At 38.7% G+C, this 23,078-nt stretch carries 19 protein-coding genes and 1 tRNA gene; 15 read left to right on the top strand and 5 right to left on the bottom strand.

Annotation, left to right across the window (positions count from 1 at the left end):
• The first annotated feature begins 477 nt into the window (after window positions 1-477).
• Window positions 478-551, top strand: a tRNA-Pro gene (locus AAC073_RS24370).
• Window positions 510-902 carry a GIY-YIG nuclease family protein gene (locus tag AAC073_RS24365; RefSeq protein ID WP_339926400.1) on the top strand — a complete coding sequence of 131 codons (393 nt, stop codon included), beginning with the start codon at window positions 510-512 and terminating at the stop codon, window positions 900-902. The genes AAC073_RS24370 and AAC073_RS24365 overlap by 42 nt, the downstream gene beginning before the upstream one ends.
• 97 nt (window positions 903-999) lie before the next feature.
• Here the strand turns inward: AAC073_RS24365 and AAC073_RS24360 are convergent, their stop codons facing one another.
• Window positions 1,000-3,258 carry an alpha-L-fucosidase gene (locus AAC073_RS24360; protein ID WP_339926399.1) on the bottom strand — a complete coding sequence of 753 codons (2,259 nt, stop codon included), beginning with the start codon at window positions 3,256-3,258 and terminating at the stop codon, window positions 1,000-1,002.
• 717 nt (window positions 3,259-3,975) lie between these two features.
• On the opposite strand from AAC073_RS24360, the gene AAC073_RS24355 reads away from it, so the two are divergent.
• The 4 genes from AAC073_RS24355 (at window position 3,976) to AAC073_RS24340 (ending at window position 7,605) form a co-directional block, all read left to right on the top strand.
• Complete coding sequence (locus AAC073_RS24355) at window positions 3,976-4,680, top strand: Crp/Fnr family transcriptional regulator (RefSeq protein ID WP_339926398.1); 705 nt, start codon at window positions 3,976-3,978, stop codon at window positions 4,678-4,680.
• A gap of 68 nt (window positions 4,681-4,748) precedes the next feature.
• A complete protein-coding gene (locus AAC073_RS24350) occupies window positions 4,749-5,210 on the top strand; it encodes a YHS domain-containing (seleno)protein (RefSeq protein WP_339926397.1) in 462 nt (153 codons plus the stop codon).
• Window positions 5,207-5,602 carry a DoxX family protein gene (locus AAC073_RS24345; RefSeq protein WP_339926396.1) on the top strand — a complete coding sequence of 132 codons (396 nt, stop codon included), beginning with the start codon at window positions 5,207-5,209 and terminating at the stop codon, window positions 5,600-5,602. Before AAC073_RS24350 ends, AAC073_RS24345 begins: the two co-directional genes overlap by 4 nt.
• Before the next feature lie 479 nt (window positions 5,603-6,081).
• Entirely contained in the window at window positions 6,082-7,605 is a 1,524-nt protein-coding gene (locus tag AAC073_RS24340; protein WP_339926395.1) for a fibronectin type III domain-containing protein, read from the top strand.
• 384 nt (window positions 7,606-7,989) lie between these two features.
• Here AAC073_RS24340 and AAC073_RS24335 read toward each other — a convergent pair whose 3' ends face one another.
• Window positions 7,990-8,913, bottom strand: a complete 924-nt coding sequence (locus AAC073_RS24335) for a LysR family transcriptional regulator (protein WP_339926394.1) — start codon at window positions 8,911-8,913, stop codon at window positions 7,990-7,992.
• A gap of 115 nt (window positions 8,914-9,028) precedes the next feature.
• On the opposite strand from AAC073_RS24335, the gene AAC073_RS24330 reads away from it, so the two are divergent.
• From AAC073_RS24330 to AAC073_RS24315, 4 genes are all read left to right on the top strand, one after another.
• On the top strand, window positions 9,029-9,337 hold the full coding sequence (locus AAC073_RS24330) for a hypothetical protein (protein WP_339926393.1): 309 nt from the start codon (window positions 9,029-9,031) through the stop codon (window positions 9,335-9,337).
• 28 nt (window positions 9,338-9,365) lie between these two features.
• On the top strand, window positions 9,366-9,551 hold the full coding sequence (locus AAC073_RS24325; protein ID WP_339926392.1) for a hypothetical protein: 186 nt from the start codon (window positions 9,366-9,368) through the stop codon (window positions 9,549-9,551).
• A gap of 74 nt (window positions 9,552-9,625) precedes the next feature.
• Complete coding sequence (locus AAC073_RS24320; protein WP_339926391.1) at window positions 9,626-11,113, top strand: proton-conducting transporter membrane subunit; 1,488 nt, start codon at window positions 9,626-9,628, stop codon at window positions 11,111-11,113.
• A complete protein-coding gene (locus AAC073_RS24315) occupies window positions 11,110-13,494 on the top strand; it encodes a DUF2309 domain-containing protein (protein WP_339926390.1) in 2,385 nt (794 codons plus the stop codon). The genes AAC073_RS24320 and AAC073_RS24315 overlap by 4 nt, the downstream gene beginning before the upstream one ends.
• A 588-nt stretch (window positions 13,495-14,082) precedes the next feature.
• Here AAC073_RS24315 and AAC073_RS24310 read toward each other — a convergent pair.
• Window positions 14,083-14,532 carry a DUF4625 domain-containing protein gene (locus AAC073_RS24310; RefSeq protein ID WP_339926389.1) on the bottom strand — a complete coding sequence of 150 codons (450 nt, stop codon included), beginning with the start codon at window positions 14,530-14,532 and terminating at the stop codon, window positions 14,083-14,085.
• Between the two features lie 277 nt (window positions 14,533-14,809).
• Between AAC073_RS24310 and AAC073_RS24305 the strand changes: the two genes are divergently transcribed.
• Window positions 14,810-15,580, top strand: coding sequence for a DUF4625 domain-containing protein (locus AAC073_RS24305; protein ID WP_339926388.1), 771 nt, complete (start codon window positions 14,810-14,812; stop codon window positions 15,578-15,580).
• A gap of 431 nt (window positions 15,581-16,011) precedes the next feature.
• Here the strand turns inward: AAC073_RS24305 and AAC073_RS24300 are convergent, their stop codons facing one another.
• On the bottom strand, window positions 16,012-16,710 hold the full coding sequence (locus tag AAC073_RS24300) for a DUF2490 domain-containing protein (RefSeq protein WP_339926387.1): 699 nt from the start codon (window positions 16,708-16,710) through the stop codon (window positions 16,012-16,014).
• A 130-nt stretch (window positions 16,711-16,840) separates the two neighbouring features.
• Window positions 16,841-17,197 (bottom strand): VOC family protein, encoded by a 357-nt coding sequence (locus AAC073_RS24295; protein ID WP_339926386.1) that lies wholly within the window; start codon window positions 17,195-17,197, stop codon window positions 16,841-16,843.
• Between the two features lie 643 nt (window positions 17,198-17,840).
• Here AAC073_RS24295 and sbnA point away from each other — a divergent pair.
• From sbnA to AAC073_RS24275, 4 genes are all read left to right on the top strand, one after another.
• Window positions 17,841-18,845: a 2,3-diaminopropionate biosynthesis protein SbnA gene (gene sbnA / locus AAC073_RS24290; RefSeq protein WP_339926385.1), complete on the top strand. Its 1,005-nt coding sequence runs from the start codon at window positions 17,841-17,843 to the stop codon at window positions 18,843-18,845.
• A complete protein-coding gene (locus tag AAC073_RS24285; RefSeq protein WP_339926384.1) occupies window positions 18,839-20,674 on the top strand; it encodes an FAD/NAD(P)-binding protein in 1,836 nt (611 codons plus the stop codon). The genes sbnA and AAC073_RS24285 overlap by 7 nt, the downstream gene beginning before the upstream one ends.
• On the top strand, window positions 20,664-22,118 hold the full coding sequence (locus tag AAC073_RS24280; protein ID WP_339926383.1) for a Y4yA family PLP-dependent enzyme: 1,455 nt from the start codon (window positions 20,664-20,666) through the stop codon (window positions 22,116-22,118). Before AAC073_RS24285 ends, AAC073_RS24280 begins: the two co-directional genes overlap by 11 nt.
• 327 nt (window positions 22,119-22,445) lie before the next feature.
• Window positions 22,446-23,015 carry a hypothetical protein gene (locus tag AAC073_RS24275; protein ID WP_339926382.1) on the top strand — a complete coding sequence of 190 codons (570 nt, stop codon included), beginning with the start codon at window positions 22,446-22,448 and terminating at the stop codon, window positions 23,013-23,015.
• Window positions 23,016-23,078: the final 63 nt, after the last annotated feature.

The raw sequence follows: 23,078 nt of genomic DNA, 5'->3' as shown, positions 1-23,078 counted from the left end.
GAACAAAAAGCTTTAAGGACCCTTCCCGGTTGACCGGGATCAGATGCTCTAACCAGCTGAGCTAAGGAGAGAATTTGTTGTTTATTTAAGGCCTTTGCCTTAATTGAGATGCAAACATAACAGGTTACTTAATTTTTTCCAAACATGAGGAGATGGTTTTTTCAAATATTTTTTGGTTGGAAAAAAATGATCTTCTAAATCAAGTAGTTATAGTGAAATTATTTTTTTTAATTATTGCTGGATTATAATTACAATTCTTCAAGTAACATTTCTGTTATTATTTTTGATTTGAATCGCTTTTAATTGATCAAAAATAAATTAAATTTGCCTTTCCTAATTAGTCAAACATAAACGGATGTTTGATATTGATAAAATCTCGGGGTGTAGAGCAGCTCGGTAGCGTGTCCTGACAAAAGTCAGGAGGGTCGTCTGATCGAAGTCCTGATAAAATAGGAATAGTAACAATAAAATAAATCTCGGGGTGTAGCGCAGCTCGGTAGCGTGCTTGCATGGGGTGCAAGAGGTCGTCGGTTCAAATCCGGCCACCCCGACGAGAAGCCAGGCTGGGATCACTCGGTCTGGCATTTTTTATGAATTATTCTGTCTACCTATTGTACTCTGTTTCCCTTGACCGTTATTATGTGGGTCAGAGTAAAAATCATGTAGAGCGTTTTGACCGTCATCAATCAGGTCGGAATAAATCTACAAAAGGCGGGATACCATGGAAAATTGTTCATGTTGAGTATTTTGAAGATCGTCCTTCTGCTGTTCGAAAAGAATGTCAAATTAAAAATATCGGCAGCCGGAGATCCCTTAAGAGATCGAAAGGTGAGTTAAGAATAGCTAATTTGCAGTCGAAACTTAAGCTCTTTCCGAAACTACCAAAGTGTAAAAAAAATTGATTTCTTACATAATTGGGGCTAATAATAGCAGTGGAATTTTTTCCACTGCTATTATTAGCTTGGCAGCTCTTGAGTTATATTTAATTAAAACTTAGCCCTATTTTACCAAAAGTCCAAGTTCTGCTATTGCAGCGAAACCATGACCTCCGGCAATTCTTACTGCCTCTAGTTTCAAATACTTGGCATCTACCGGTTCTTCAAAATCATGTCTCCTTAGCGAGGGGTCATTGATTAGGTTTCCAAATTCAAAACTCTCTAGTATTTGCCAGTTTGATCCATCTGAACTGTAATAAATATTCCCTAAGGCTATCATTCCTTCCTTGTCCTTTAAAGGGGGCAAATAGGTAAAGCCTGTTAATGTTAATTGTTCTCCCAAGTCAATTGTTATCTGCGGTTTTTCCTCGGCTTTTGCTTTCCAATAAGTTTCTTTTTTACCATCAATTGCCTTGGTTGCTTCATACCCATTTACTGATGCTGAAGAGGCTAAAAGTGTCCAGCTCTTTTTTACGGCTCCAAACAAAATCGAGGCTACAGCTCCCTGATCCTCTTTACCGAACGCAGCTGCCTTTACTTCTCCATGTGCCAAATAGAATGGTTCTTCATATAGGGTGGATTCGGCGGTGGGCTCGGTACCATCTAAGGTATATCTAATGCTCAGGTCTCTATTGAGACTTCCTGCAATGTCTTGCGCATAGGTTTTCCATCCAAAATCTGCTTTTTGTGCCTCAATGCTAACCATGCCTTCGATGCTTCTTTCAATAATCAGCTGTGGAGGGCGGGTTTTATAGTAAAAGGCAGACACATGGCTTATGGCAGGTTCCAGTCTTTCATCGAGTACATTGACACGGAGTTGGTCGGTGGTTATTTCCGGAAAGCGTAAGATGTTTTTGTAACCAATATTATTACCCTCGGCAATTGTCTTCCAATCCCCCTCAAGCATGGCTTCCAAAGAAAAAGCGGATACCCTTTCACCATGAGTGGCTATGGCTTCCTGAATGACAAACCTGTTTAATTTGATAGGAGTCTCTAAAACTATTTCAAAGGACTTTTCTTTGTCCAGTAACAAATAACTTTGGTCATCATTATCTAAAACTTGGCCTGGACCACTGGCTGTTGCGAGTAAATTGTTGCTGTATGTGTTTTTTATGCGATTGCCCACTTCCTCCAATACCTTTACATCCCTATCGGGAAATTTTCCTTCCGTATTGGGAGGGATGTTTAGTAGAAAAATAGAATTTCCGCCTACAGCTCTTTCATACATGTCAAAGACATCATCTGCACTCCTTACACCTTGCTCATGATCATTCCTATAAAACCAACCTTCACGGATAGAAGTATTGGTCTCCGCCGGTTGGTAATGCAGGTAATTGGCGCTGTTTAATTTCTCCAAGCTGGCAACATCTTCTCCGGTGATGTCATTGAAACGATTCAACTGATTAGGGTCTTCTTGATAAGGAATAACATTCCATTCAATTTCCCTGGTTTTTCCGGATTCATTGCCACCCCACCTGATGTCCTGTCTTCCGAAAATTACAGCTTCGGGTGCCAGTGTTCTAATCAATTCCTTCCAAGAGGCATAGTTATAAGTTTGCCCTCCTTTTGTTTTGGGATGAGCACCATCAAACCAGACTTCCGTTACTGGTCCATATTCCGTCAGTAATTCGAAAAGCTGATTTAGGAAATATTCATTGTAGTCATCCACTTCAAATTCAAAGGTTTTTGTGTTTTGGAAGGGTCTGTCCTTTATGGGGCTTGGGATGGTTCTCTTGGACTTTTTACTTAGGTTGCCATAAAGCCCTTCAGGGTTTTCTATTTGGTACAAATCCGCCGGAGAAAGGTATATACCCAATTCAAGGCCGTATTTTTTGCAGGATGCAGACAGGTCTTTAAGAACATCCCCTTTACCCTCTCTAAAGCCAGTGGACATGAGCCCATGCTGTGTATACCTGGATTGCCATAGGACAAAGCCATCATGGTGTTTAGCTGTAAAAATCACTTTGGTCATGCCTGCGGCTTTCATTGCTTCACACCATTGGTCTGTGTCAACTTCTTTTAAGTCAAAAACTGCAGGATCTTCCATTCCTGATCCCCATTCTTTAGCCGTAAAGGTGTTTGGTCCAAAATGAACAAAGGCAATGAACTCATCTTTCAAAGCCTCATACTGATTATTTGTAGGTACCACATGGGCTGCTTTGATTCTGATGCTGTCTTGGTTGTCATCCTGATCGATGGCTATTGTGGAATTGGTTTGAATGTGAAGGCCCTCGTTTGAAGAAGTGCAAGAAAAGGCCAATAGCAGGTATGCCCCTGCCAGCAAAAAAGATTGTTTTTTTAAGGCGGTAATTATTTTCATCATCGGAGGTTAGGTTATTTTTTTATTTATTATATCAAACATAATCAAAAATTTTGTCATAATAGACCTGAGTTAATTTTAGTATAGTAGTAAATGAGGTGAGGTGAAATTCTAACTTTTCTCTAACTAAGGAGGGGATAGGTTTTGGTCTTTTGGGAAAGGTCTTGTTCAAGTTGGAAAAGCTTACTTTTTAAAAGGTAAACTCCTATATTTTGTCCCTCTATTTTAAGTGGTAATAGTTTTTACCCGACAATTTTACTTTACAAAATACCCTGTAAGTCTTAATATAAATTCAGGCAATTTGCTATTGGCTTAGCTTTTAGGTTAATCTATCTGAAGGCGTTAATCCCAAATTGAAGAATAGGGTACCTACAGCGTCATATAATCGGTAATAATCAGGCTGTTTTGTGTCTATAATGCTGTGCAATTGAGTAGAGCCAATAAGCGCCTACTATTGATGGGAAGTTGTTGTAACTAACCGGATCTTTAGGGGCTAAGTGGTTTTTCTGTAGTATGGGCTGAGATTGAATTTATGGGGTGGGTTTTCCGAAAGCTCTTATAATTAAAGGAGTATGAATTGATTTGATAGTGAATAATGATTCGGTAGGTGCATTTGATTTGTTGAGGGCTAACATCAGTTTTTCCTATAGTAAGGTAAAAATGTGTAACTTGGGAGTCCAAATTGTAGACAGATTTTTGTGGAGATAATATTTATTTTAGGTGAAAAACTCGATTGATTTAACGTTTTGGTATTTGCGCGACCACAAATTCTTTAGACAAATAAGTTATAGGGATCTTAAGAGTTTATGTGTTATTACCGGTTTTAAAAAAGGTAAAAAAGGAGAGCTCGTTTTTTTCGAATCGGAAAATGAGCCCATGATTTTTTTTCTTAAGAAAGGGGTAATTAAAGTGGTAAGCGTAGATCAAGATGGTGAAGAGGTCTTACAGGAAATCGTGAGAAAAGGGGATATTTTTGGGCAGTTTCCTTCGATAATGGAAGGAAAAGAAGGTCGCAACGATTACGGAATAGTTTTAACCCAAAATGTGGTTTTGTGCAGTTTTACTGTCAGAGACTTTGAGTCTCTAATCATGAGAAAACCGGAATTGGCACTTAAATACATCAAATTTATTGGGTTAAAGTTTAAAAGAATATCCAACAATTATTCCAACCTTTTTCTAAAATCAGCAGAACATAGATTTATTAGTTTTCTCCTTGAATGGGCACATGCTGAAGGTCAATTACTGGACAAAGAAACCCACCTTGAAAATTACCTTACCCAAGCAGACCTTGCGCAGATCATTTGTAGTACCAGACAAACGATAATTTCTCTCATTAAGAAGCTGGAAGAAAAAAAGCTCATTCACTATTCAAGAAAATCCATAGAAATACCGGAGCTGAAAAAATTGGAGGAAATGTTACATTAATGTAAAGTAAATTACATTTGGTGATTATTGCTTTACCTAATTTTGGGTTTCATTAAAAAAGTAATAGCATGGTATCCTTTCTTTTCAATACAGTAACTGCGGTTATTGTTCTATTTCAGTTTTCACTTTACCAATCCGAAACCCATCTAAACCTTGAGAATGGATTAGCAGTCAAAGGGTATGACCTCGTCAGTTATTTTTCTGAGAGCAAAGCGGTAAAGGGAACAAAAAACTTCTCCTACAAATACTATGGAGCTACCTATTATTTTTCCTCTGATAAAAACCTTGCAACTTTTAGAAAATCTCCTGAGCAGTACCTGCCACAATATGGTGGATATTGTGCATTTGCCATGGGGGATTATGGCGAAAAGGTGGATATCAATCCAAAAACTTTCAAGGTAAAGGAGGGGAAACTTTTCCTTTTTTACAATGCCTATTTTAACAATACACTGACTTCTTGGAATGAGGATGAGGAAAAGCTTAAAATAAGTGCAGATAAAAACTGGAACAATATAATTAATGCAAAATGAAACTATCAACAAATAAAGTCACAATTATAGCCAATACCATTGTTGCAATTATTTACCTGCAAACGCTCTTTTTTAAGTTTTCCTCACACCCCGATTCGGTGTATATTTTCACCAAATTAGGGTTAGAGCCTTTTGGGAGATATGCCATAGGATTGGTTGAATTGGTCTGCGCAATTTTGCTTCTCCTTCCTAAAACTTCATTCTATGCAACAATTGCCAGTCTTCTTGTGATTTCCGGAGCGATTGTAAGTCATTTAGGTCCCCTTGGAATAGTGGTGGCAGGTGATGGAGGAAAGGTTTTTGGTCTTGCTCTAATTATCTTTTCCCTTAATCTTTTCACGCTAGTATTAAATAAAAATAAGTTTCAGTATTTCAAATCAATTTTCGGATGAGAATACTTATGCTGTTTTTTTGGTGTTTTGTCCTGACAGCCACTTGCCTTTTTAGGGGTCTTGGATAAAATTTATTTTGCAATCAATTGAACATAATAATTGGTGGTGAAGGGCATGTAACAAATAAAGTATTGACAATAGGTTCTCTTCAAAAAGGCCATCAAGCTTTTGTTGAAAAACATAATGAAAACTTAACCTTTATTTCGGTTTATTAAAGATAGAACTTTCCTAATATTGCACGCTCTTATAAAATTTCACCCAATGGAAAGTCAATAATAAATGGGGAATCAGCTTGAAGATAGCCCATTTTTCCGCATTTTATTTTCTATTCTTTAGAAAAATCACCTTATTGTAGGGTATAGGATTTCATTTTGGAATTTTATGGCCTTACCTTTTACCAAAACAAAAAATAATTAAAATTGATAATGAAGTTCAAGTCAGCTTTTTTCTCGTTGTTAGCATGCGTTTGCTTTCAGTCAATGGCACAGGTAATAGAGATTAAACCCTACCTACAAGATGTAGAACCCAATTCTGCCATTATAATGTGGCAAACTTCAGAAGGGGAAGAAAGTATTGTGGAATGGGGCACAAGCCCTGAGCTAAATAATAAAGCTTTGGGTACTTCTGAAGCAATCAATTTTGATGATGTACAAGTGCACACGGTTAAAATAACAGGCTTAGAGCGATTTACTGAGTATTATTACCGAGTGCGAACCGGGAATACTCGCTCAGATATCTTTCAATTTAAAACGCCACCTTTTTCTAATGATGGGGAGGATTTTAAAATAGTGGCAATGAGTGACATGCAGTATGACCACAATCAGCCGGATAAATTTAGTGAAATCGTGAATGAAGGGGTTATTGGTTATCTCAAGAAAGAGTTTGGCGGGTCATTGCCTGATAACTTGGCCATGGTGCTTATACCGGGAGACTTGGTCCAAACAGGATCTAAATTTTATCAATGGAAGGAACACTTTTTTAACCCGGCAGAGAAATTGTTTTCTGAAGTTCCCGTGTATCCGGTGCCAGGAAATCATGAGCGGAATTCAGTCTTTTATTTTAAATACTTTAGTTTGCCTGAGAATGGTACCCCAGCCTATGCAGAGCATTGGTGGTACAAAGATTATGGAAATACCCGCGTTATTGGATTGGATTCAAATGATGGGTACAGGAATTTGTCAGAACAACTTGACTGGCTGAAAGAATTACTCGCAAACACAGAGAAAGACGATAAAATTGACTTTGTTTTTGCCCAATTGCATCATCCCTTCAAATCCGAACTATGGATTCCTGGAGAAGAAGATTTTACCGGTAAGATTGTGAAAGAACTGGAACAGTTTTCCACCAAAAGCGGAAAGCCTAGCATTCACTTTTTTGGACATACCCACGGGTACTCCAGAGGGCAGTCCAGAGACCACAAACACCTTTGGATCAATGTGGCTTCAGCAGGTGGAGCAATAGACAATTGGGGAGAATTTGAAGGTAGAGATTATGATGAGTTTACCGTTACTCAAGATGAGTACGGATTTGTAATGGTGTCTGTGGACGGAGATAGGGCTGATCCAAAATTCACCATTAAGCGCATCAGTCGTGGCAATACCATCGAACATCGGGAAAATGAATTGAGGGATAGCATTACAGTTTGGAGAAAAGAACGTAAACCTAATGTTCCTCAAGGCATATCACCCTCCGGAAATGGAGTTTCTATCACCGGAGCGGTTCTGAAAGCCGGACCATTTAAAAGTGATTATACAGGTACTTTTCACGCCGCCTCCCATTGGCAGGTGTCAAAATCAGATAATTTTGAAAATTTAACCTACGAGAGTTGGCAGCAATTTGAAAATTGGTACTATAAAGAGAATCGACAAAAAGACGATGATTTAACCGATGAAAAAACGGAGCGCCTGAATCCAAATACGACCTATTTTTGGCGGGTTCGCTATAGGGATCAAAATTTGAATTGGAGTGATTGGTCTGAGGTTAAGGCTTTTAAAACAGAGTAAAATTATACAGCCATTTTCTACACAATCGATTTAGAGTTTATTGTTGATATTAACTCTATAGTAGTGTTTATAAATGGCGGTCAGCAAGTAATGGTTACCCCATATGATTCCAATCAACAAAAACCGGGAATTGCCTTTTTTAGCAAAAATTAAACACTAATAAAATACCGGGAAATCCATGAGTTAAACTCCATTTGGTAATTGGGTATAAGAAATTAAAAGAAGACCTGACATTTAAAGTCAGGTCTTCTTTTGCCCATTGAGATAGAAATAAAGTCAGAAGGGTAAATGCTTCAGCTAAAAGCTAAAAATCCTAAGTTTGGCTACGGGCAGTGCGAATTGCTAAAAATGGGTCCTTTTATTCCCGCCTATAATATTGTCATTTTAAAATAAATTGACCCATGAAAACTTCTCATTAATTATTAGCTCCTTATTTTTGTTCAAAAATTCAATATAGGCCAAAGCCGCAGGTGATAATTTTTTCGACTTTAGCCAAATTAAATTCCACTCCGTACGTAATGGTAGGCCTTTTACGGGAATAATTTGTAAGTCCTTGTTGCTTAATTCATTTCTGATGCCAATAAGTGGCATGATTGAACATCCTAATCCCGAAATAACAGCTTGCTTAACGGCTTCATTGGAAGTCAATTCCATCTTTTTACGGGCCGAATAGTTGTTTCTCGCTATGAAGGACTCCATGGCATTACGTGTTGCAGAGCCTTGTTCTCTAAAGATTAAAGGCGTTTGTTCAAATAGTTTTTTCTTGGTCAGACTTTTCTTTATTTCCAATTTATTGCTTGAAACATAAAATAGTTTGTTCTCCATCAGGGCTATTTTATTGACTTTTAGTTTCTTGGGAAGTACAGAAACCAAGGCGAAATCGACCTCGTTTAATTCCAGACTTTCCAATACACTCGATTTATTCGTCACGTCCATTGTCAAATCGACCCCCTCATTTTGATTGATAAAATCGGATAGAAAATAGGGCATGACATATTTCCCCGTGGAGACAATAGAGATTTTTAGCCGACCGGAAAGTTGCCCTTTGTAGGCTAGCGTTTTATAATTTATGGCATATACCTCATTGAGTATTTTCTCAGCAGCCTTTGCTATCTCCCTGCCAAAATCAGTAACATATAACTGTCTTCCTACTACCTCTGTGAGCGGGATTGGAAATTGATCCTGGAAATTTTTTAACTGTATAGAAACTGCTGGTTGAGTCAAATGCAGGGCTTCTGAAGCTTTTGTAATGCTCTGTAAATCAGAAATCTTAAGAAAGATATGGAGTTGGTGTAAAGTGTAATTCATAAATATTTCTTATACATAACATAACAAATATAAATAAAAATTAATGGTTTTTATAGCTAATCTTTGTGCTGTTAAAAGAAAATAAAACAATTGAAGTCATTAATAATCAGGTAAAATGGAAACCAAAGAAAAAACACAATTAGCAAAGACGACACAGAAAATCCAATTGGTAAAGGGTGAGTTTACTGCCTCGGAAGCCACACATGTACTTATGGGTTTGATTGATGAGAAGATCAATTTTCACAAAATCCAAAGACTTCAAATTTGGGAAGGCAATCACGGATCCAAAACAGCGCATTTGGATGTTAGAATTCAAGAATTAGAAATGGAAAAAAAGAAGGCGCAGGAATTTATAAACATTTCGAGAGGCCTTGGTCAAAAACTAAGCATTAATGGGGTACTGGAAATTTCTGTTGCCATTTAATTTCATTCAAGAGCAAAAAATACATCTCATGGAAAACCTTACCCTTTCAATCTCAGGACTACTTATTCTGGTATTAATTTTCGCAATGCCCTATTACAATTATCACTTGTTCTTGGATCATATTTTATCAGGCAGTTTCATTTTAGGGATCGCCTATGCATTTAAAATATTACGAGAAGGTATCGAAAGTACTTCAAATAAAGACCAAGCATAAGCGTCAAAATCAACTGATGTAATGCTTCTTATAAGTGGAGCACCTACAAATCCGAAATCGATAAAAACTTAGAAATGACAACTGAAAAGAATTTAGATTTAAGCAGTGCTCAAAAAGTTATGGGTACAGACACTTTCCTAAAAAAGCCATTTGCTGTACGCATTGTGACTTTATTGTTGTGGCTTCTGTTTATTGGGAACGCCCTATTTCTGTTCCTTAATTTCAACAAGATGCCTGATTGGGCTTGGGATAACCTATTAAGGATCAACGGATTTACCATTTTGATCTGGACTACCGTCAGCTTTTTTAGTGCCATTGTCAGCAGTTATGCAGGAACTTATCTCGCAGGATTTAAATTTCACTCCAGGTTTATGTTTCTCTGTTTAAGTTTTTCTTTGTCTGTGATGCTATTGGTCATGGCCCAGCATGTCCTTCTTTTGATTTTTAGCTGGTTTATCATGGGGGTTTTAATGTCTCAATTGATTGGTATAGACAAAAACTGGGGAGAGGCTAAAGAGGCAGCTAGGTTTACGCAGCAATATTTTTTTGCAGGGACCATCTTTCTGGCAATTGGCTTAATTCCTTTGGCTCTTTATAGTGGACAATTTACAATCTCAGGGATTGCTGAAGTCGTTGTTGAAATGCCATTTTATTTATTGCAGCTATCGGCGCTTTGTGTCATCGGGGCAGCCATTGTACAATCGGCCATGTATCCTTTTCATCGCTGGTTACTCTCTGCAATGACCGCACCAACCCCTGCTTCTGCGTTGATGCACGCAGGCTTTGTGAATGGGGCAGGCATTTTGTTGGCGCTTTTCGCTAGCCTCCTATTTGCCTCAAACACTTTATATGTCCTTTTTATTATTGGTGGTTTCACGGCCATTATTGCACAATTCGCAAAATTGCTTCAGGTAAATGTCAAACAAAAATTGGGATGCTCTACCATTGCCCAAATGGGTTTTATGATTATGCAATGTGGTTTAGGATTTTTTAATGCAGCAGTGGTTCATTTAATGCTGCATGGTTTTTATAAGGCTTACTTATTCTTGTCCTCCGGAGAAGAAATAGCACAAACAAAACCTAAGCAGCAAATTCCATTAAGAATCCAATCACTGCAAGCGGTAATTGTTTTGTTGTTTGGAGCGCTCGGAGCTTATCTCTTTGCAAGCTGGACCGGGAAAGGACTCTTGCTAAATAGTGGCTTGTTGCTAACCCTCATTGTGGCCATCACAGTAGGACAGGCAACCTACAATATAGTGAAAGAGAAAAGCCTTTCAATAATGCAGAAAATAGTAGTACCACCGCTGCTTTTCATCGCAGGAATAGGTATTTACGCTTTGATGTACAATGGCGTAAGCATACTTATGGCTGGTATGCCCATGGTTGCGCAGCCTTTGCCTTTGACCTCAGTCCAAATCATATTTGGGGCGATATTTCTAATCGGGTTTTTCATTATGAAACTTGGGGTTTATAAAAAAATCCCTTGGCTTTATGTCAAATTAATGAACCTGTCCCAGCCATATAAAAAATCCATTCTAATGTATAAATCAAAATCAATATGAACCAGTATTTATTAACCAGTATTGATAAAGCTGCAGAAGTAATAGGAAAAACTTGGCCCTTGTATACTTTCGTTGCTTCCAATCCTTTGGCAGGGTACGAAAAAGTACCTTTTCTGGAAGCTGTCAGCGCAGCTCAAAAACAATTCAATGCCAATGTTTTTCCAGCAGCAAATCATTATCGTCAGGCTTGGGAAAAGGGAGCTATTGATTTGAAGGTTTTGGATCAGATTTTGAAGGAAAATGGTTTATCCGAATCTCCGGATAACTACCTCAAAGTATTGGAAAGTCACCAAGGATCGGCAAATGTTAATGCCAACCACCAGGTGGATCGTTTAATGGTAAAATGGTTGTCTGCTTTTATGGATGAAGGGCTTGCCGAGTGGGAAATGCCTTATAAAAGCGAAGGTTTTTATAAGGCATGGAGACTTTTAGTCATTTACGATACAGCGTTTGAGGCTTCATCTTTAAAAGATCTTCCAAAATCTAGTGAAGCAGCATTGGACCTACTACTTACCGGTTATTCTGAAAAAGAGTACGTTAAAATATTTAGCCATCATTTGGCAGCACTTCCTGGCTGGGTCGGATACATCAAGCACCGCAGGGAATCCAATTCTGAATGGCAGCAAGAATTCCCTATTGATTTGATGGATTATTTAGCTGTCCGATTATGGATTGTCCAGAAATTGGGTCTAACCCTGCTTCCAGAAGAAAAGGAAGCCAACACCAACGGTTTTTTATTGAAGCTTCAATATATTTGGCTTCAAGCCTGGGAGCAAAGCTGGCAAAATCAATTGTTCAAGAGTTTGGAGAATGGGGCTAATGCCAGCGAACTCAATGATACACCTGAAGTGCCTGATGCTCAGATGGTCTTTTGTATTGATACCCGGTCTGAATTAATACGACGACATGTAGAGTCCGTAGGGAATTACGAAACCTTCGGATATGCAGGTTTTTTCGGGATTGCCATGGACTACCAAAGTCCAATAGATGGCATTACCCGAAAATCTTGTCCGCCAATTGTTTCATCAGCCTACACTGTATCAGAGTCAGGCCAAGTGGATAAAAAAGGGCGATTCCTCTCCTTTGAAAAGAAAAATGAACGCATAAAATTTGTTGATTATTTTCTTAAAAGAATGAAAAACATGCTGCCTTCGGCCTTTGGGTATGTGGAGGGGTCGGGCGTCTTTTATGGCCTGTCGCTACTGGCAAGAACCTTAATCCCTGGAGCAATTTACAGAAAAAATCAGCAGAAAGGTTCTTCAATGGAAGCTACCTGCCAACCTGATATCACGAACACAAGTCAAGTGAAAGCGGAGTTACCCGAAGTGTCTTTGGAGGAAAAGGTATCCATAGTTAAAGCTGCTTTTGACCTTATGGGTTGGAAACAATTTGCGCCTTTGGTTTTGTTTGTAGGGCATGGTAGTCACTCTGCCAACAACCCGTTTGGCTCAAGTTTGGACTGTGGAGCATGTGCAGCAAGTCCTGGGCGGCACAATGCCCGTATGTTGGCGAAACTTGCCAATTTGCTTCAGGTAAGAAGAGCTTTGGCAGAAGTTCATGGTCTTTTAATTCCGGAAAATACGCTCTTTCTAGGGGCTGAGCACAACACTACGACAGACGAGATTGTATTGTTTGATTCCGAAGCACCAGATATGCATAAATTGCTAATAGAAGATTTGAAAGCGAACCTTTGGAAAGCCCAGCACAGCGCTACGCAAAATAGACTTGGAGCCAACGGCAATAGTCTTTCAAAGGCGCAAGTAAAAGCAAGCAATTGGGGAGAAACACGTCCAGAATGGGGGCTGGCCAAAAATGCAGGCTTTATTGTGGGGCCTCGAGACTTGACCAAAAACACCAATCTTGACAGTCGCTGTTTCCTTCATTCTTACGATTGGCAAGTGGATACTACCGGCAAAGCTTTGGAAGGCATTATGCAGGGGCCAATGGTTGTAACCCAGTGGATCAATAACCATTACTATTTTTCTACTGTAGACAACAATGTTTACGGAGGGGGTTCTAAAATTACCCTCAACATTACAGGCAAATTTGGAGTAGTGCAAGGGAATGGGGGTGACCTCAAAATGGGGCTCCCCCTTCAATCTTTGTACAGTTCCGATAATGGAGTGTATCACCAGCCTTTGCGATTGACCGTGACGATTCAAGCTCCTATCAATCGAGTAACGGATATTTTGGAGAGAAACGATCAGCTGAAATCCCTTCTTGACAACGAATGGATTTACCTAATGGTGATGGATCCCGAACAGGAAAATGAAATATTTAAGTATAAAAAAACATTGGAATGGGAGTTTTTTTATAGTAATAAAACAAGTGGCACCCAAAGAACACTTAATACTTCAACTTTAACAGAACTTGCTGTGTAATAAGGATAAGAATAGACGAGGAAGGTAATTTTAAACAGGAATAGGAGGTAGGGATATTTTTGGATTTATCCGATAGTATCCCTATCATCTTTACTGTTGTTATTAATGCAGGATCTCTATAGAATTGGAAATGGTTTAGTGGTTTTGATCACGCTGGTTAAGTATTACCCTACATGCTTTAAAATTTCGATATGCCATTTGAAAGTGTGCAGGGAACAATGGAAACGCTGGTACCCGTCACGAAAAGGGAAGGGTCTAAATCTACCACTAAATCATCTGTAATTGGAATTTCCTGAGGCTTATTTCTGCAAGATGAAGCTATTGCAAAAGCGACAAAGAGCAAAGCTAAAAGTTTATAATTTACCATAATAGTTTCTTTGTAAGATTAGACGTAACTCTATTTAAAACCCCTCGATATATTTTTAATAGAATAAAAACGTTTCGAAAAATAAACATTTTTTTTGAGTCATCTTACTAAAAGAAACTTTGCTTCATCTAGTGATTAAAGACATATAGGTAGCCATTATAAAAGCTTGAGAGCAAAAGCAAGCCTTGCAACAATTTCCTTGACCAGTTAAATTGAAATTTTCAGCTAGGGGCTACAGGCAAATTTTCTAGATTGTAAATGGTAATACTTCGCTTTTCTTCAGTGCTTGTGCCATTTTGATCCTTGATGATAATAAGGAAATCAAAAATGCCTTCTACCGCATCTTCAGGGATGTCAAAGTGTTTATGAATATTGGCGTTTTTGGAGCCTTTGTATTCCTCCCAGGTTATTTCGAATTTCCAAAAGCTTTCATAGGTCTCTCCAGCAATTGGAATAATTTGTACTTGTACCTGCTCAATTAATTCTCCCGCTAAAATGTCCGCATTGAGGTGAAAATCACGTCCTATTACTCCGATTTCATCATTGTTTAAACCAATTTCAACATTGTCAATGGTGGGGGAAGGTAAAATTGGATCAGGATTTTCCTGACATGAGGCCAGTATTAAAACAGCTATAGCGGCAGTTAGGTAATGGTTGATTTTTTTTTTCATGATTTGAATGGTATTGGTCTAAATGTGTTTCTGTGCTGATTGGGTATTTATAAATACAGAATAGAAGGAGCCTATAGGCAATATTACCTTTGCACCTTATGCAACATAATTGCAAATATAGGTTATATCAGCATTGAAACAATGTTGCAAATGGAAATATAACTTAAATAAAAAATTCCACTTTAAAGAGAGCTCAAATCTTGTATATGCAATCATATTGCATTATGTTTGTGCAACAATATTGCATTAATTAACCAATTAAAAAAATCAATTTAAAATGAAGACACTTAGACAAGCATTTTTAATTCCTCTTTTGGCTTTGGCAATGTTTTCCTGCCAGGAAGATGAGGACATGACCTTTGATCCGGCGACCATTTCTGGCTTTGAAATGGGCGAAGGGAGCTCCCATTCTACAGAACCTGTGGCCTATCGTGGAACTGATTTGCACATGGAGGCTACCATTATTGCAAATGCCAATGTGGCGTCCATTACAGTAAGTATTCATGCACATGACCTAGAAGTGGGTGAAGGCGAAACAGAGTGGGACTTTGAAAAAGTCTATACGGATCCCAAGTATTTGGTGAAGAATCCGGCATTTCATGAGCATATTGACATCCCGGCTACAGCTCCGGCAGGAGAATACCATGTGGTATTAGAGGTTACAGATATTGCAGGCAATACTTCTGAGATTGAAGGGCACCTAGAGATAAGGAATTTGGTTCATATTAGTGGGTTTGAAATGGATGCTGAAGTTGTAAGGGGAGAAGATTTCCATGTGGAATTTTTAATAGCAGCTGCCCATGGCATTCATTCCGTCACCTTTGATGTTCACGCCCATGGCTTAAGTCCAGCGGACGGAGAAATTTCTTGGGATTATGAAAAAGAATTTGAAGAAGGCTATCATGAATTGTCTGAAGTTGAATTTCATGAGCACATAGATGTTCCTGCCAATGCCACTGCTGGAGAATATCATGTGGTATTTACCGTAGAAGATGAGGAAGGGAATGTTAGTGAGTTCGATACCCATATTGATGTATTGAACGAATAAATTTTTAATGTCTTTTTTAGGAATATTAAATAAGCCGGTTTATTCCGGCTTATTTTTTTTATTTACCATACTTCGATTTTAGGAAGTGTTTAAGAAAAATTCCTCCCAGTTCTTCCGGGACAGGTACTGCGGCCCTTTGCCAGATTGAGAATTAGCGGCATAATGAATTTATGCTCGTTTGGTGGAATTGATATGGATGGAGAAATGCAAAATCAGATTTGTGCTCGTTCGTCCTGAAAAAAACTAAATCCCCTTTCTCTTAAAGGTGGATTTCAACGAGAATAGCAAGTTATTAACAAGTCAAATGCTTTAGCCGTACTCAGGTTATTATAGCATTTAAAAAAAATCCAGGGAAATATTTTCAATAGACAAGCCTTTTCACTAAAAACTACCCCCAGTAGCTATATCAGGCAGCATTGGTCCTTCATGGATTAAATATCATGGTGTAAACTAAACTGCAGTTGATTTTTACTCCAGCTATCTGTGGATTGTCGCATGCCTCCAAGTTGGATTTTCAGGTCTTTATTGACCATATACCCCAAGGCTGCATAAAACCTGTTGCGATCAAAAATTTCAACCGAATTCCCCTTCCCAATAGCCCGCTGACCATTGATAAATATTTCATTGTAAAGAGCCAGGTAGAGGGTGTTTTTTACCATGGCAGCTTTATTCAAAGGGATGTTTAAAAATAAATTGTACCTGTAGCGTGTTCTGAAATCCTGATTTTCAACAAATCGCTGCTCATAGCGAAATCTATGGGTGGCATAAAAGCGGTTGCCAAATTGGGAAGGGAAAAGGGCTTCCTGGTATATTCTGGTCTCTGATGAAGTGCTTTTGTCATCCCCGTAAACGCCTGAGGTGATATTGGCAAGGCCCAGCGTAAATTTAATGTTTGTTTTCTTAGGTTTATAGGTCAGTCCCCCACGTAACAACAATTGTTCAAGGTCTCCTCCTTTGTTCCAGTTGCGGTATTGAATATCTCCTTGAAAACCCCAGCTACTTTCATTGAATGATGTATTGAAAAAATACATGTACCAGGCCCCAGTTTTATCTGGATCAATTTGTGCTTTTGCTGAAAAAGGAACGAGTAGAGTGAGGATTATGGGGAGTAAAAATAAAAGCTTTTTCATTTTAGGGTTTAAATTGTGTGATGGAATTTTGAATCAGGAGATTTTCTTATTTGAGCAACCTGAAATGATAAAGGTAGTTCAAAAAGTTGGTTTAAAATGCCTTCAGTAAGTTAGAATGGCAGATAAATGATCATTTTAAATGGCTTAATAAATTAATAGTCGCCCCATTTGGGTCTTTAATAAAAAAGCGCCTGACTCCCCAGTTTTCATTCGTGATAGGGTATTCGATGTCAATTTTTTGTTGCTTGGCCTTTTTATACCAATTGTCGATTTCTGATACTTCTATAGATAGGAAAATTGCAGAATTATCCAAGGGCGAATTGTCCATTTTTTTTAAGATTGAGATTTGTGCCGTAGGGTTTTCTTTTGAGACAAATGTCAGTATCCAGCCCATGTTCATGGCCAATTCCATGTCCAGAAAATCCATATAAAAGCGTTTGCTTTTCTCCAGGTCATTGGAATAAATATTGGTAACAATTCTACGCATGGATCATAGGGTTTTAAAGCTTTGTTGTCAAAGTTAAAACAATTTAATAAAAGTTGAGATCGAAAATCGTCACCCAAAACCCATTTTTGGTGTCTTTATAGAAAATAATGGATGCAGCAGTCTCTCGCTTTAATAAAGTCTCCAAATTGCTTCTTGACTCAAAGTACCTTCGAATCCTACCGAATAGCGTTTTATTAGGGAATTGGGAAGAACCCAATTAATCCTAAATTATTGATGCAAATAGAATTTTTTTTGACACTATCTAAATGCTAACTGGTAAAAGTATTCCAAGGTAGCACCAATGTTTTAGCTCAATGGATGATTTCTATAAATATAAAAAGGGCGTATTATTAGCCAATATAAAAACGAGATAGATTTAAAATTTATAGGGGGAACAGAAGCTATTTTAATATATATCAAAATATTCCATTTCTTTCATTAAGAGAAGAAAGACGTGTTTATGCATGAATTGTTAACATATAATGCAAGACTTAGGTTACCGGAAGGTGAGAAATTTTAAGGAACCTCACTTTCTTAATTCAGGAATTCCGAAATATGATTTGTAAACTGGCATAAAATTTATGCATTATGTAAATATAAATTATCAATTAACTTTGATTTCATCGATTAGAACATAAAAGTTATGATTACGACTACTAATGTTTTGAATGTTGCCAATAATATAGTTGCAACAATAGGGGAGACTCCCCTAGTGCGTCTGGATAAACTTTTTCCAGCCAGTCATGCCTCGTTTTATGGTAAATTGGAGGCCGCTAATCCCTCCGGAAGTTTGAAGGACAGGACTTCGATTTTTATAGTCAAAAAAGCACTTGAAGAAGGAAGGATAAATAAAGGGGACACCATTATAGAATCTAGTTCTGGTAATATGGCCTTAGGCCTTGCACAGGCGTGTATTCATTACGGCTTACAGTTGATCGTGGTGGTCGATCCTAATTTGAACGCACATACCGAAAAGCTATTGAAGACCTATGGCGCTCAACTGGAATATGTAAATACCCCTGCTAAAAAAGGTGGTTTTCTAGCGGCCCGTTTAAATAGGGTACAGGAGCTTCTGCATGCTATACCTAACAGTTTTTGGACCAACCAATATGGTAACCCCAACAACCCTTTGGCACATCATAAAACCATAGACGAAATTATGAGGGACCTGGGAGGAGCCGTGGATTATCTCTTTGTTTCTACAAGCACCTGCGGTACATTAATGGGCTATGCAGATTATATCAAGGAGCATAATCTAGGAACAAAAGTGATCGCCGTGGATGCTTTAGGAAGTGTTTTGTTTGGAGGGAAAGCAGCCCCACGACTTATACCAGGACATGGGGCAGGTGTACAATCCCAGTTTGTAGATACTCAAAAATTTGAGGGCCATGTGAAGGTGAGTGACCTGGATTGTATTGAAGGCTGCTGGTCCTTGCTTAAAAAAGAAGGAATCCTCTGTGGAGGTTCTACAGGAGGAGTAATTGCGGCCATTGATCGATACATCAAATACATTCCCAATTCCAGTAATTGTGTGTTTCTTTTGGCAGATAGGGGAGAGCGGTATCTCGACACCATTTACAATCCAGATTGGGTATTGTCCAATTTCCCTGAAAGTGAACCAATGTTAAAAACTTCCATTGGATGGTAGGAGCCGAGGCAGATAATATACAGGATGTTTCAACTTTCAATATAGCAATCGTAGGTCTGGGGCCTAAGGGTTTTTATGCATTTGAACGTCTGGTAGCTCAGCTCAATGCAGGTGCTATTCAGCACCCAGTAGCCATATACCTGTTCAATCAAAACCCATTCTTTGCGGCCGGAAATGTCTATCGTCCCGATCAAGCATCTTATTTGCTAATGAACTATGCGAACAAGAATATCAATTGCTGGACGGATGAGCCCCCTTCTTCTGTACTTGATTCAAGGCACGATTTTGTCTCATGGCTGAAAAATATAAATGAAAGCCCAACAGCGGTAAAGGAAGATGGCTTCGCCTCAAGGGCAATGGTGGGTAGCTATTTGATGGAAGGATTTTCCGATTTATGCCATCATTTGCCAGAAAATATTCAGGTGGTAAAACACATCAGCACGGTTACGGGGATTGAGAAGAAAGGGGATAATTACCGGCTATTTACGGAAGGGGAAGCGCAAAACAAACTCCCAGCCTTTAATAAAGTATTATTGACCACTGGACATTTAGGGTGTGGTGCCGGGTTTTTGGAAAATAAGAAAAAAGGCAGGTTCATTGATTTTATATATCCTACAGATTTGGCTTTGGCATCCATTGAAATGGGTGCAAAGGTGGCGGTTAAAGGATTTGGTTTAACCAGTATCGATGCCATTCTAGCCCTCACCGAAGGCAGGGGAGGGAAGTTTAAGAGTGAGGATTCAGGAAAATTAACTTATATAACTTCCGGAAAAGAACCAGGTAAAATTTACCCTTACTCTAGGACGGGTCTGCCCATGATGCCTCGAACGGGAACGGAAGAAGACAAGCTGCCACTTGGTTTTTTTACCAAAGAAAACATTGCTTCTCTCATAAGCGAAAAACCTGCTTCCTTTGAAAAAAACCTCCTTCCCCTACTGATAAAAGAATTCACCTACAGCTATTACCGATTGCTTTTCAAAAAATACCGGTGGAGATTACTTTACTATTCCGAATTTGAACGCATTAGCGAGCAAATTGAACCTTTCCATAAAGCTTATCCTCAAGCGGAAAGGTTCAACTGGGAAAAATTGGTGGATCCTTTTGCCGGGCAGTCTGCATTGTCGCATTCGGTACTGCTTAATTATATGGAAATTCTGCTAATGGAAGCAGAAAAGGGTCCCGAAAAAAGCCCTTTGAGCGCGGTATTAGGTCGCTGGCGTAAGATTAGCGATATATTCAATGAAATTTACAGTTTTGGGGGCTTGGATGCGGATTCTCACAGACTGTTTGATGGATATTATTTTAACTTATTCAATCGCATGGCTTATGGCCCCCCCGTAAAAAACTTTAAAAAATTACTGGCACTTTCCGAAGCAGGATTAGTGGATTTAAATTTTGTTCGAGGTACGGAATTTGTGGTCGATAAAGGTTCGGGTACTTATGGATTTTTAAGGACTGAAAACAAAAGGGAACTTGCCATAGACTATTTGATCAATGCCAGAATCCCGAGAAATAATGAAAGGGTAGTAGCCGGTACGCTATATCATTCTATCTTACAAAATGGCCTTGGAAGAAAATTCACAAATTCCTCTGGGGGCACTTATACCCCCGGATGTATGGACATTAATAAGCAGGGACAAATAATTGCAAAAGAGGGAAGCGTGCAGGAAGGGATTGCCCTTTATGGCACGCCTACAGAGGGGCTAACCTTAGACAATGACACCCTTTCCAGAAAGCGAAACAATTTCGCTTCCCATTGGGCTGAAGAAGTTGCACTAGCAGTTAAATTGAACGAAAGCGTAAACAATTGTATTGAAAATGAAACCTAATTATACCAAAGGTAATCCGGAAGGAGGCCTGACAGCCATTACATCCAATTGGATGCATGGCATTTTTAAAGACCAGAAAATAATCGGTGAACTGATAGAAAAACATGGTTCCCCCATTAACTTGCACCACCTACCCTCATTTTCTGACAATATCATTACCTTCAAAAACCTTTTTGAATCCTATGGTTTAAGGCACCAGCTTTATTACGCCCGGAAAGCCAATAAATCTAAATCCTTGGTCAAGCAGGCCTTGAGCGATGGAATAGGAGTGGATACGGCAAGCTTAAGGGAATTGGAACAATCCATTTCTTTGGGCGGAAATGGCCGCAACCTGGTACTTACTTCTGCGATTAAAACCAAAGAACAGTATGCGTTGGCTATTCAAACCCAAGTCCCCATTATTTTGGACAATTGGGATGAATGCGAACAAGCCCAAAGGATCGCCGCGGAAATGAATCAACAGGCCATTGTGGGCATCCGAACCAGTGGCTTTAATGTGGAAGGCACCAAACTTTACAGCCGTTTTGGTTTCGACATTGCTGCCGTGGAAGACTTTGTTTTGGCTTATTTTGGAGAAAACAAGCTTTTCAAAAACCTTAACCTTCAAGGCTTTCATTTTCACTTGGACGGCTACTCCACCCTACAGCGTGGGAAGGCCCTTTCAGATTGTATTAGGCTGTCAGGTCGACTCAATGCCAATGACTATCAAATCGACTTTATAGACATGGGTGGAGGGATATTGATGAATTACCTGGAAAGCGAAACCCAATGGAAAGCCTTTGACCAGGCCCTACAAGAAGGAGTGAAGGCCAATGAGAATCCGCTAACTTTCAATGGACATGGCCTAGGCTATGAAATGATCAACAATGAACTAAGCGGTAAACTCAAAACCTACCCATTCTTTAACACCACCAATGGCCCTGCTTTTCTAAAAGAAGTTTTGGACTTTAAAGACTCGGAATCAGGAGATGTCAATGCCCATAGGCTAAAAGCCTTAAACCTGGAGATCAGAATAGAGCCAGGTCGTTCCCTGCTGAACCAGGTAGGAATGACCCTGGCCAAAGTCGCCCATAGAAAACAGGATGCCAAAGGACAGTGGCTGGTAGGTTTGGAGATGAACATGAGTCAGATGATGAGTTCCAGCGAAGATTTTCTTTTGGATCCCTATGTTATATATGTGGACGAGGCAAAGAAAAGCGGACCTGTAGAGGTGTTTTTTACTGGGGCCTACTGTTTAGAAAGGGATGTATTGCTCAAGCGAAAAATCTCCCTGCCGCAATTGCCGGCCATAGGTGATTTTGTAGCTTTTGTAAACACCGCAGGCTATATGATGCATTTTTTCGAAACCGAAGCCCATCTTTTTGAACTGTCCCAAAACCTGAGTTTTAGCAGTAAAGAAGATTTATCCGCATCTGAATTTGTGGAGGATGATTTGATTGGGTGATTTTTGAATTGTTAATCGATATAAATTTTTGTTTTACCTTAATATGCTTCTGTTTAGCATATTAATTTTGTGGAAATCAATCTTTTCGGGCCTATAAGTGTACTTGTTTCCAAATATATTCCTTCCGTTTATGTAAAAGTGTTATTTCTATGCTTGATTCTTTGTCCTAAATAGTTAATTTGACAAAGAAAAAACTAACTAAAGCGTTGGGTGCATAGTCCGTTTATACGCAAATCAACTGGTCAACATAGCTACTTGTTAGCTGCTATACTTGGAGACCCCTCAATTTGAAATAAATTCTTTAATCTTACAACCAAAATTAATAGAATGAAAAAACATTTTGCAGAACATTTACATGAAAATGTTTACGATAGCCAAATCGATGACGCAAGTGAGGCATTAAATATTTTGCCAACTGACACGGTTTCTATAAAGCTAAGACCAGTTAGAACCAATGATAATAATGAATATGAAAATGCTTATGCTTCGGGTTGGGACTATAAAGATTTCAAAAATTATTTAAAAACTAAGCAATCCGATTTCGCAGATGTTGACATAGACAATAATTCAGCATTGATTACCACCAATGATGGAAATAAAATATTTTACATTGAACACGAAAGCGGACCCGAATTCATTTTTGACGTTACAATGAAAGCTATTGAGTTTGTGACCGTAGTAGGTGGACTAATTCTAATTATTTCAGAGTTAATGAAAAAAAATGATGACAAGCGACATAAACCAGAAACGGGGAAAAATAGAATTGAAGCTATTAGTATTGAGGAACGGAAAAAAGGTAAAAAGACAAAAGTCACAAAAATAATTCGGATTGACGGTGTTGACAAAATAGACCTCACCTCGACTGAAATCAAGAACCTACTTAAAAAGCTAAAATAGTACAGCAGCCAATAACTAAGCATTCTGACGGCTGGAACAGCCTAGTCTGAATGCAGTGTTGAA

This window comes from uncultured Cyclobacterium sp., from assembly GCF_963977555.1.
Taxonomy (GTDB): Bacteria; Bacteroidota; Bacteroidia; order Cytophagales; family Cyclobacteriaceae; genus Cyclobacterium.
The sequence above is the reverse complement of the archived record's forward strand: the minus strand, read 5'-3'. Positions and strand labels throughout refer to the sequence as shown.

Coding starts and splice junctions, on each gene's coding strand:
- AAC073_RS24365 (WP_339926400.1), top strand. CDS start 510: ATGGGGTGCAAGAGGTCGTCGGTTCAAATCCGGCCACCCCGACGAGAA.
- AAC073_RS24360 (WP_339926399.1), bottom strand. CDS start 3,258: ATGATGAAAATAATTACCGCCTTAAAAAAACAATCTTTTTTGCTGGCA.
- AAC073_RS24350 (WP_339926397.1), top strand. CDS start 4,749: ATGGTATCCTTTCTTTTCAATACAGTAACTGCGGTTATTGTTCTATTT.
- AAC073_RS24345 (WP_339926396.1), top strand. CDS start 5,207: ATGAAACTATCAACAAATAAAGTCACAATTATAGCCAATACCATTGTT.
- AAC073_RS24340 (WP_339926395.1), top strand. CDS start 6,082: ATGGCACAGGTAATAGAGATTAAACCCTACCTACAAGATGTAGAACCC.
- AAC073_RS24335 (WP_339926394.1), bottom strand. CDS start 8,913: ATGAATTACACTTTACACCAACTCCATATCTTTCTTAAGATTTCTGAT.
- AAC073_RS24330 (WP_339926393.1), top strand. CDS start 9,029: ATGGAAACCAAAGAAAAAACACAATTAGCAAAGACGACACAGAAAATC.
- AAC073_RS24325 (WP_339926392.1), top strand. CDS start 9,366: ATGGAAAACCTTACCCTTTCAATCTCAGGACTACTTATTCTGGTATTA.
- AAC073_RS24320 (WP_339926391.1), top strand. CDS start 9,626: ATGACAACTGAAAAGAATTTAGATTTAAGCAGTGCTCAAAAAGTTATG.
- AAC073_RS24315 (WP_339926390.1), top strand. CDS start 11,110: ATGAACCAGTATTTATTAACCAGTATTGATAAAGCTGCAGAAGTAATA.
- AAC073_RS24310 (WP_339926389.1), bottom strand. CDS start 14,532: ATGAAAAAAAAAATCAACCATTACCTAACTGCCGCTATAGCTGTTTTA.
- AAC073_RS24305 (WP_339926388.1), top strand. CDS start 14,810: ATGAAGACACTTAGACAAGCATTTTTAATTCCTCTTTTGGCTTTGGCA.
- AAC073_RS24300 (WP_339926387.1), bottom strand. CDS start 16,710: ATGAAAAAGCTTTTATTTTTACTCCCCATAATCCTCACTCTACTCGTT.
- AAC073_RS24295 (WP_339926386.1), bottom strand. CDS start 17,197: ATGCGTAGAATTGTTACCAATATTTATTCCAATGACCTGGAGAAAAGC.
- sbnA (WP_339926385.1), top strand. CDS start 17,841: ATGATTACGACTACTAATGTTTTGAATGTTGCCAATAATATAGTTGCA.
- AAC073_RS24285 (WP_339926384.1), top strand. CDS start 18,839: ATGGTAGGAGCCGAGGCAGATAATATACAGGATGTTTCAACTTTCAAT.
- AAC073_RS24280 (WP_339926383.1), top strand. CDS start 20,664: ATGAAACCTAATTATACCAAAGGTAATCCGGAAGGAGGCCTGACAGCC.
- AAC073_RS24275 (WP_339926382.1), top strand. CDS start 22,446: ATGAAAAAACATTTTGCAGAACATTTACATGAAAATGTTTACGATAGC.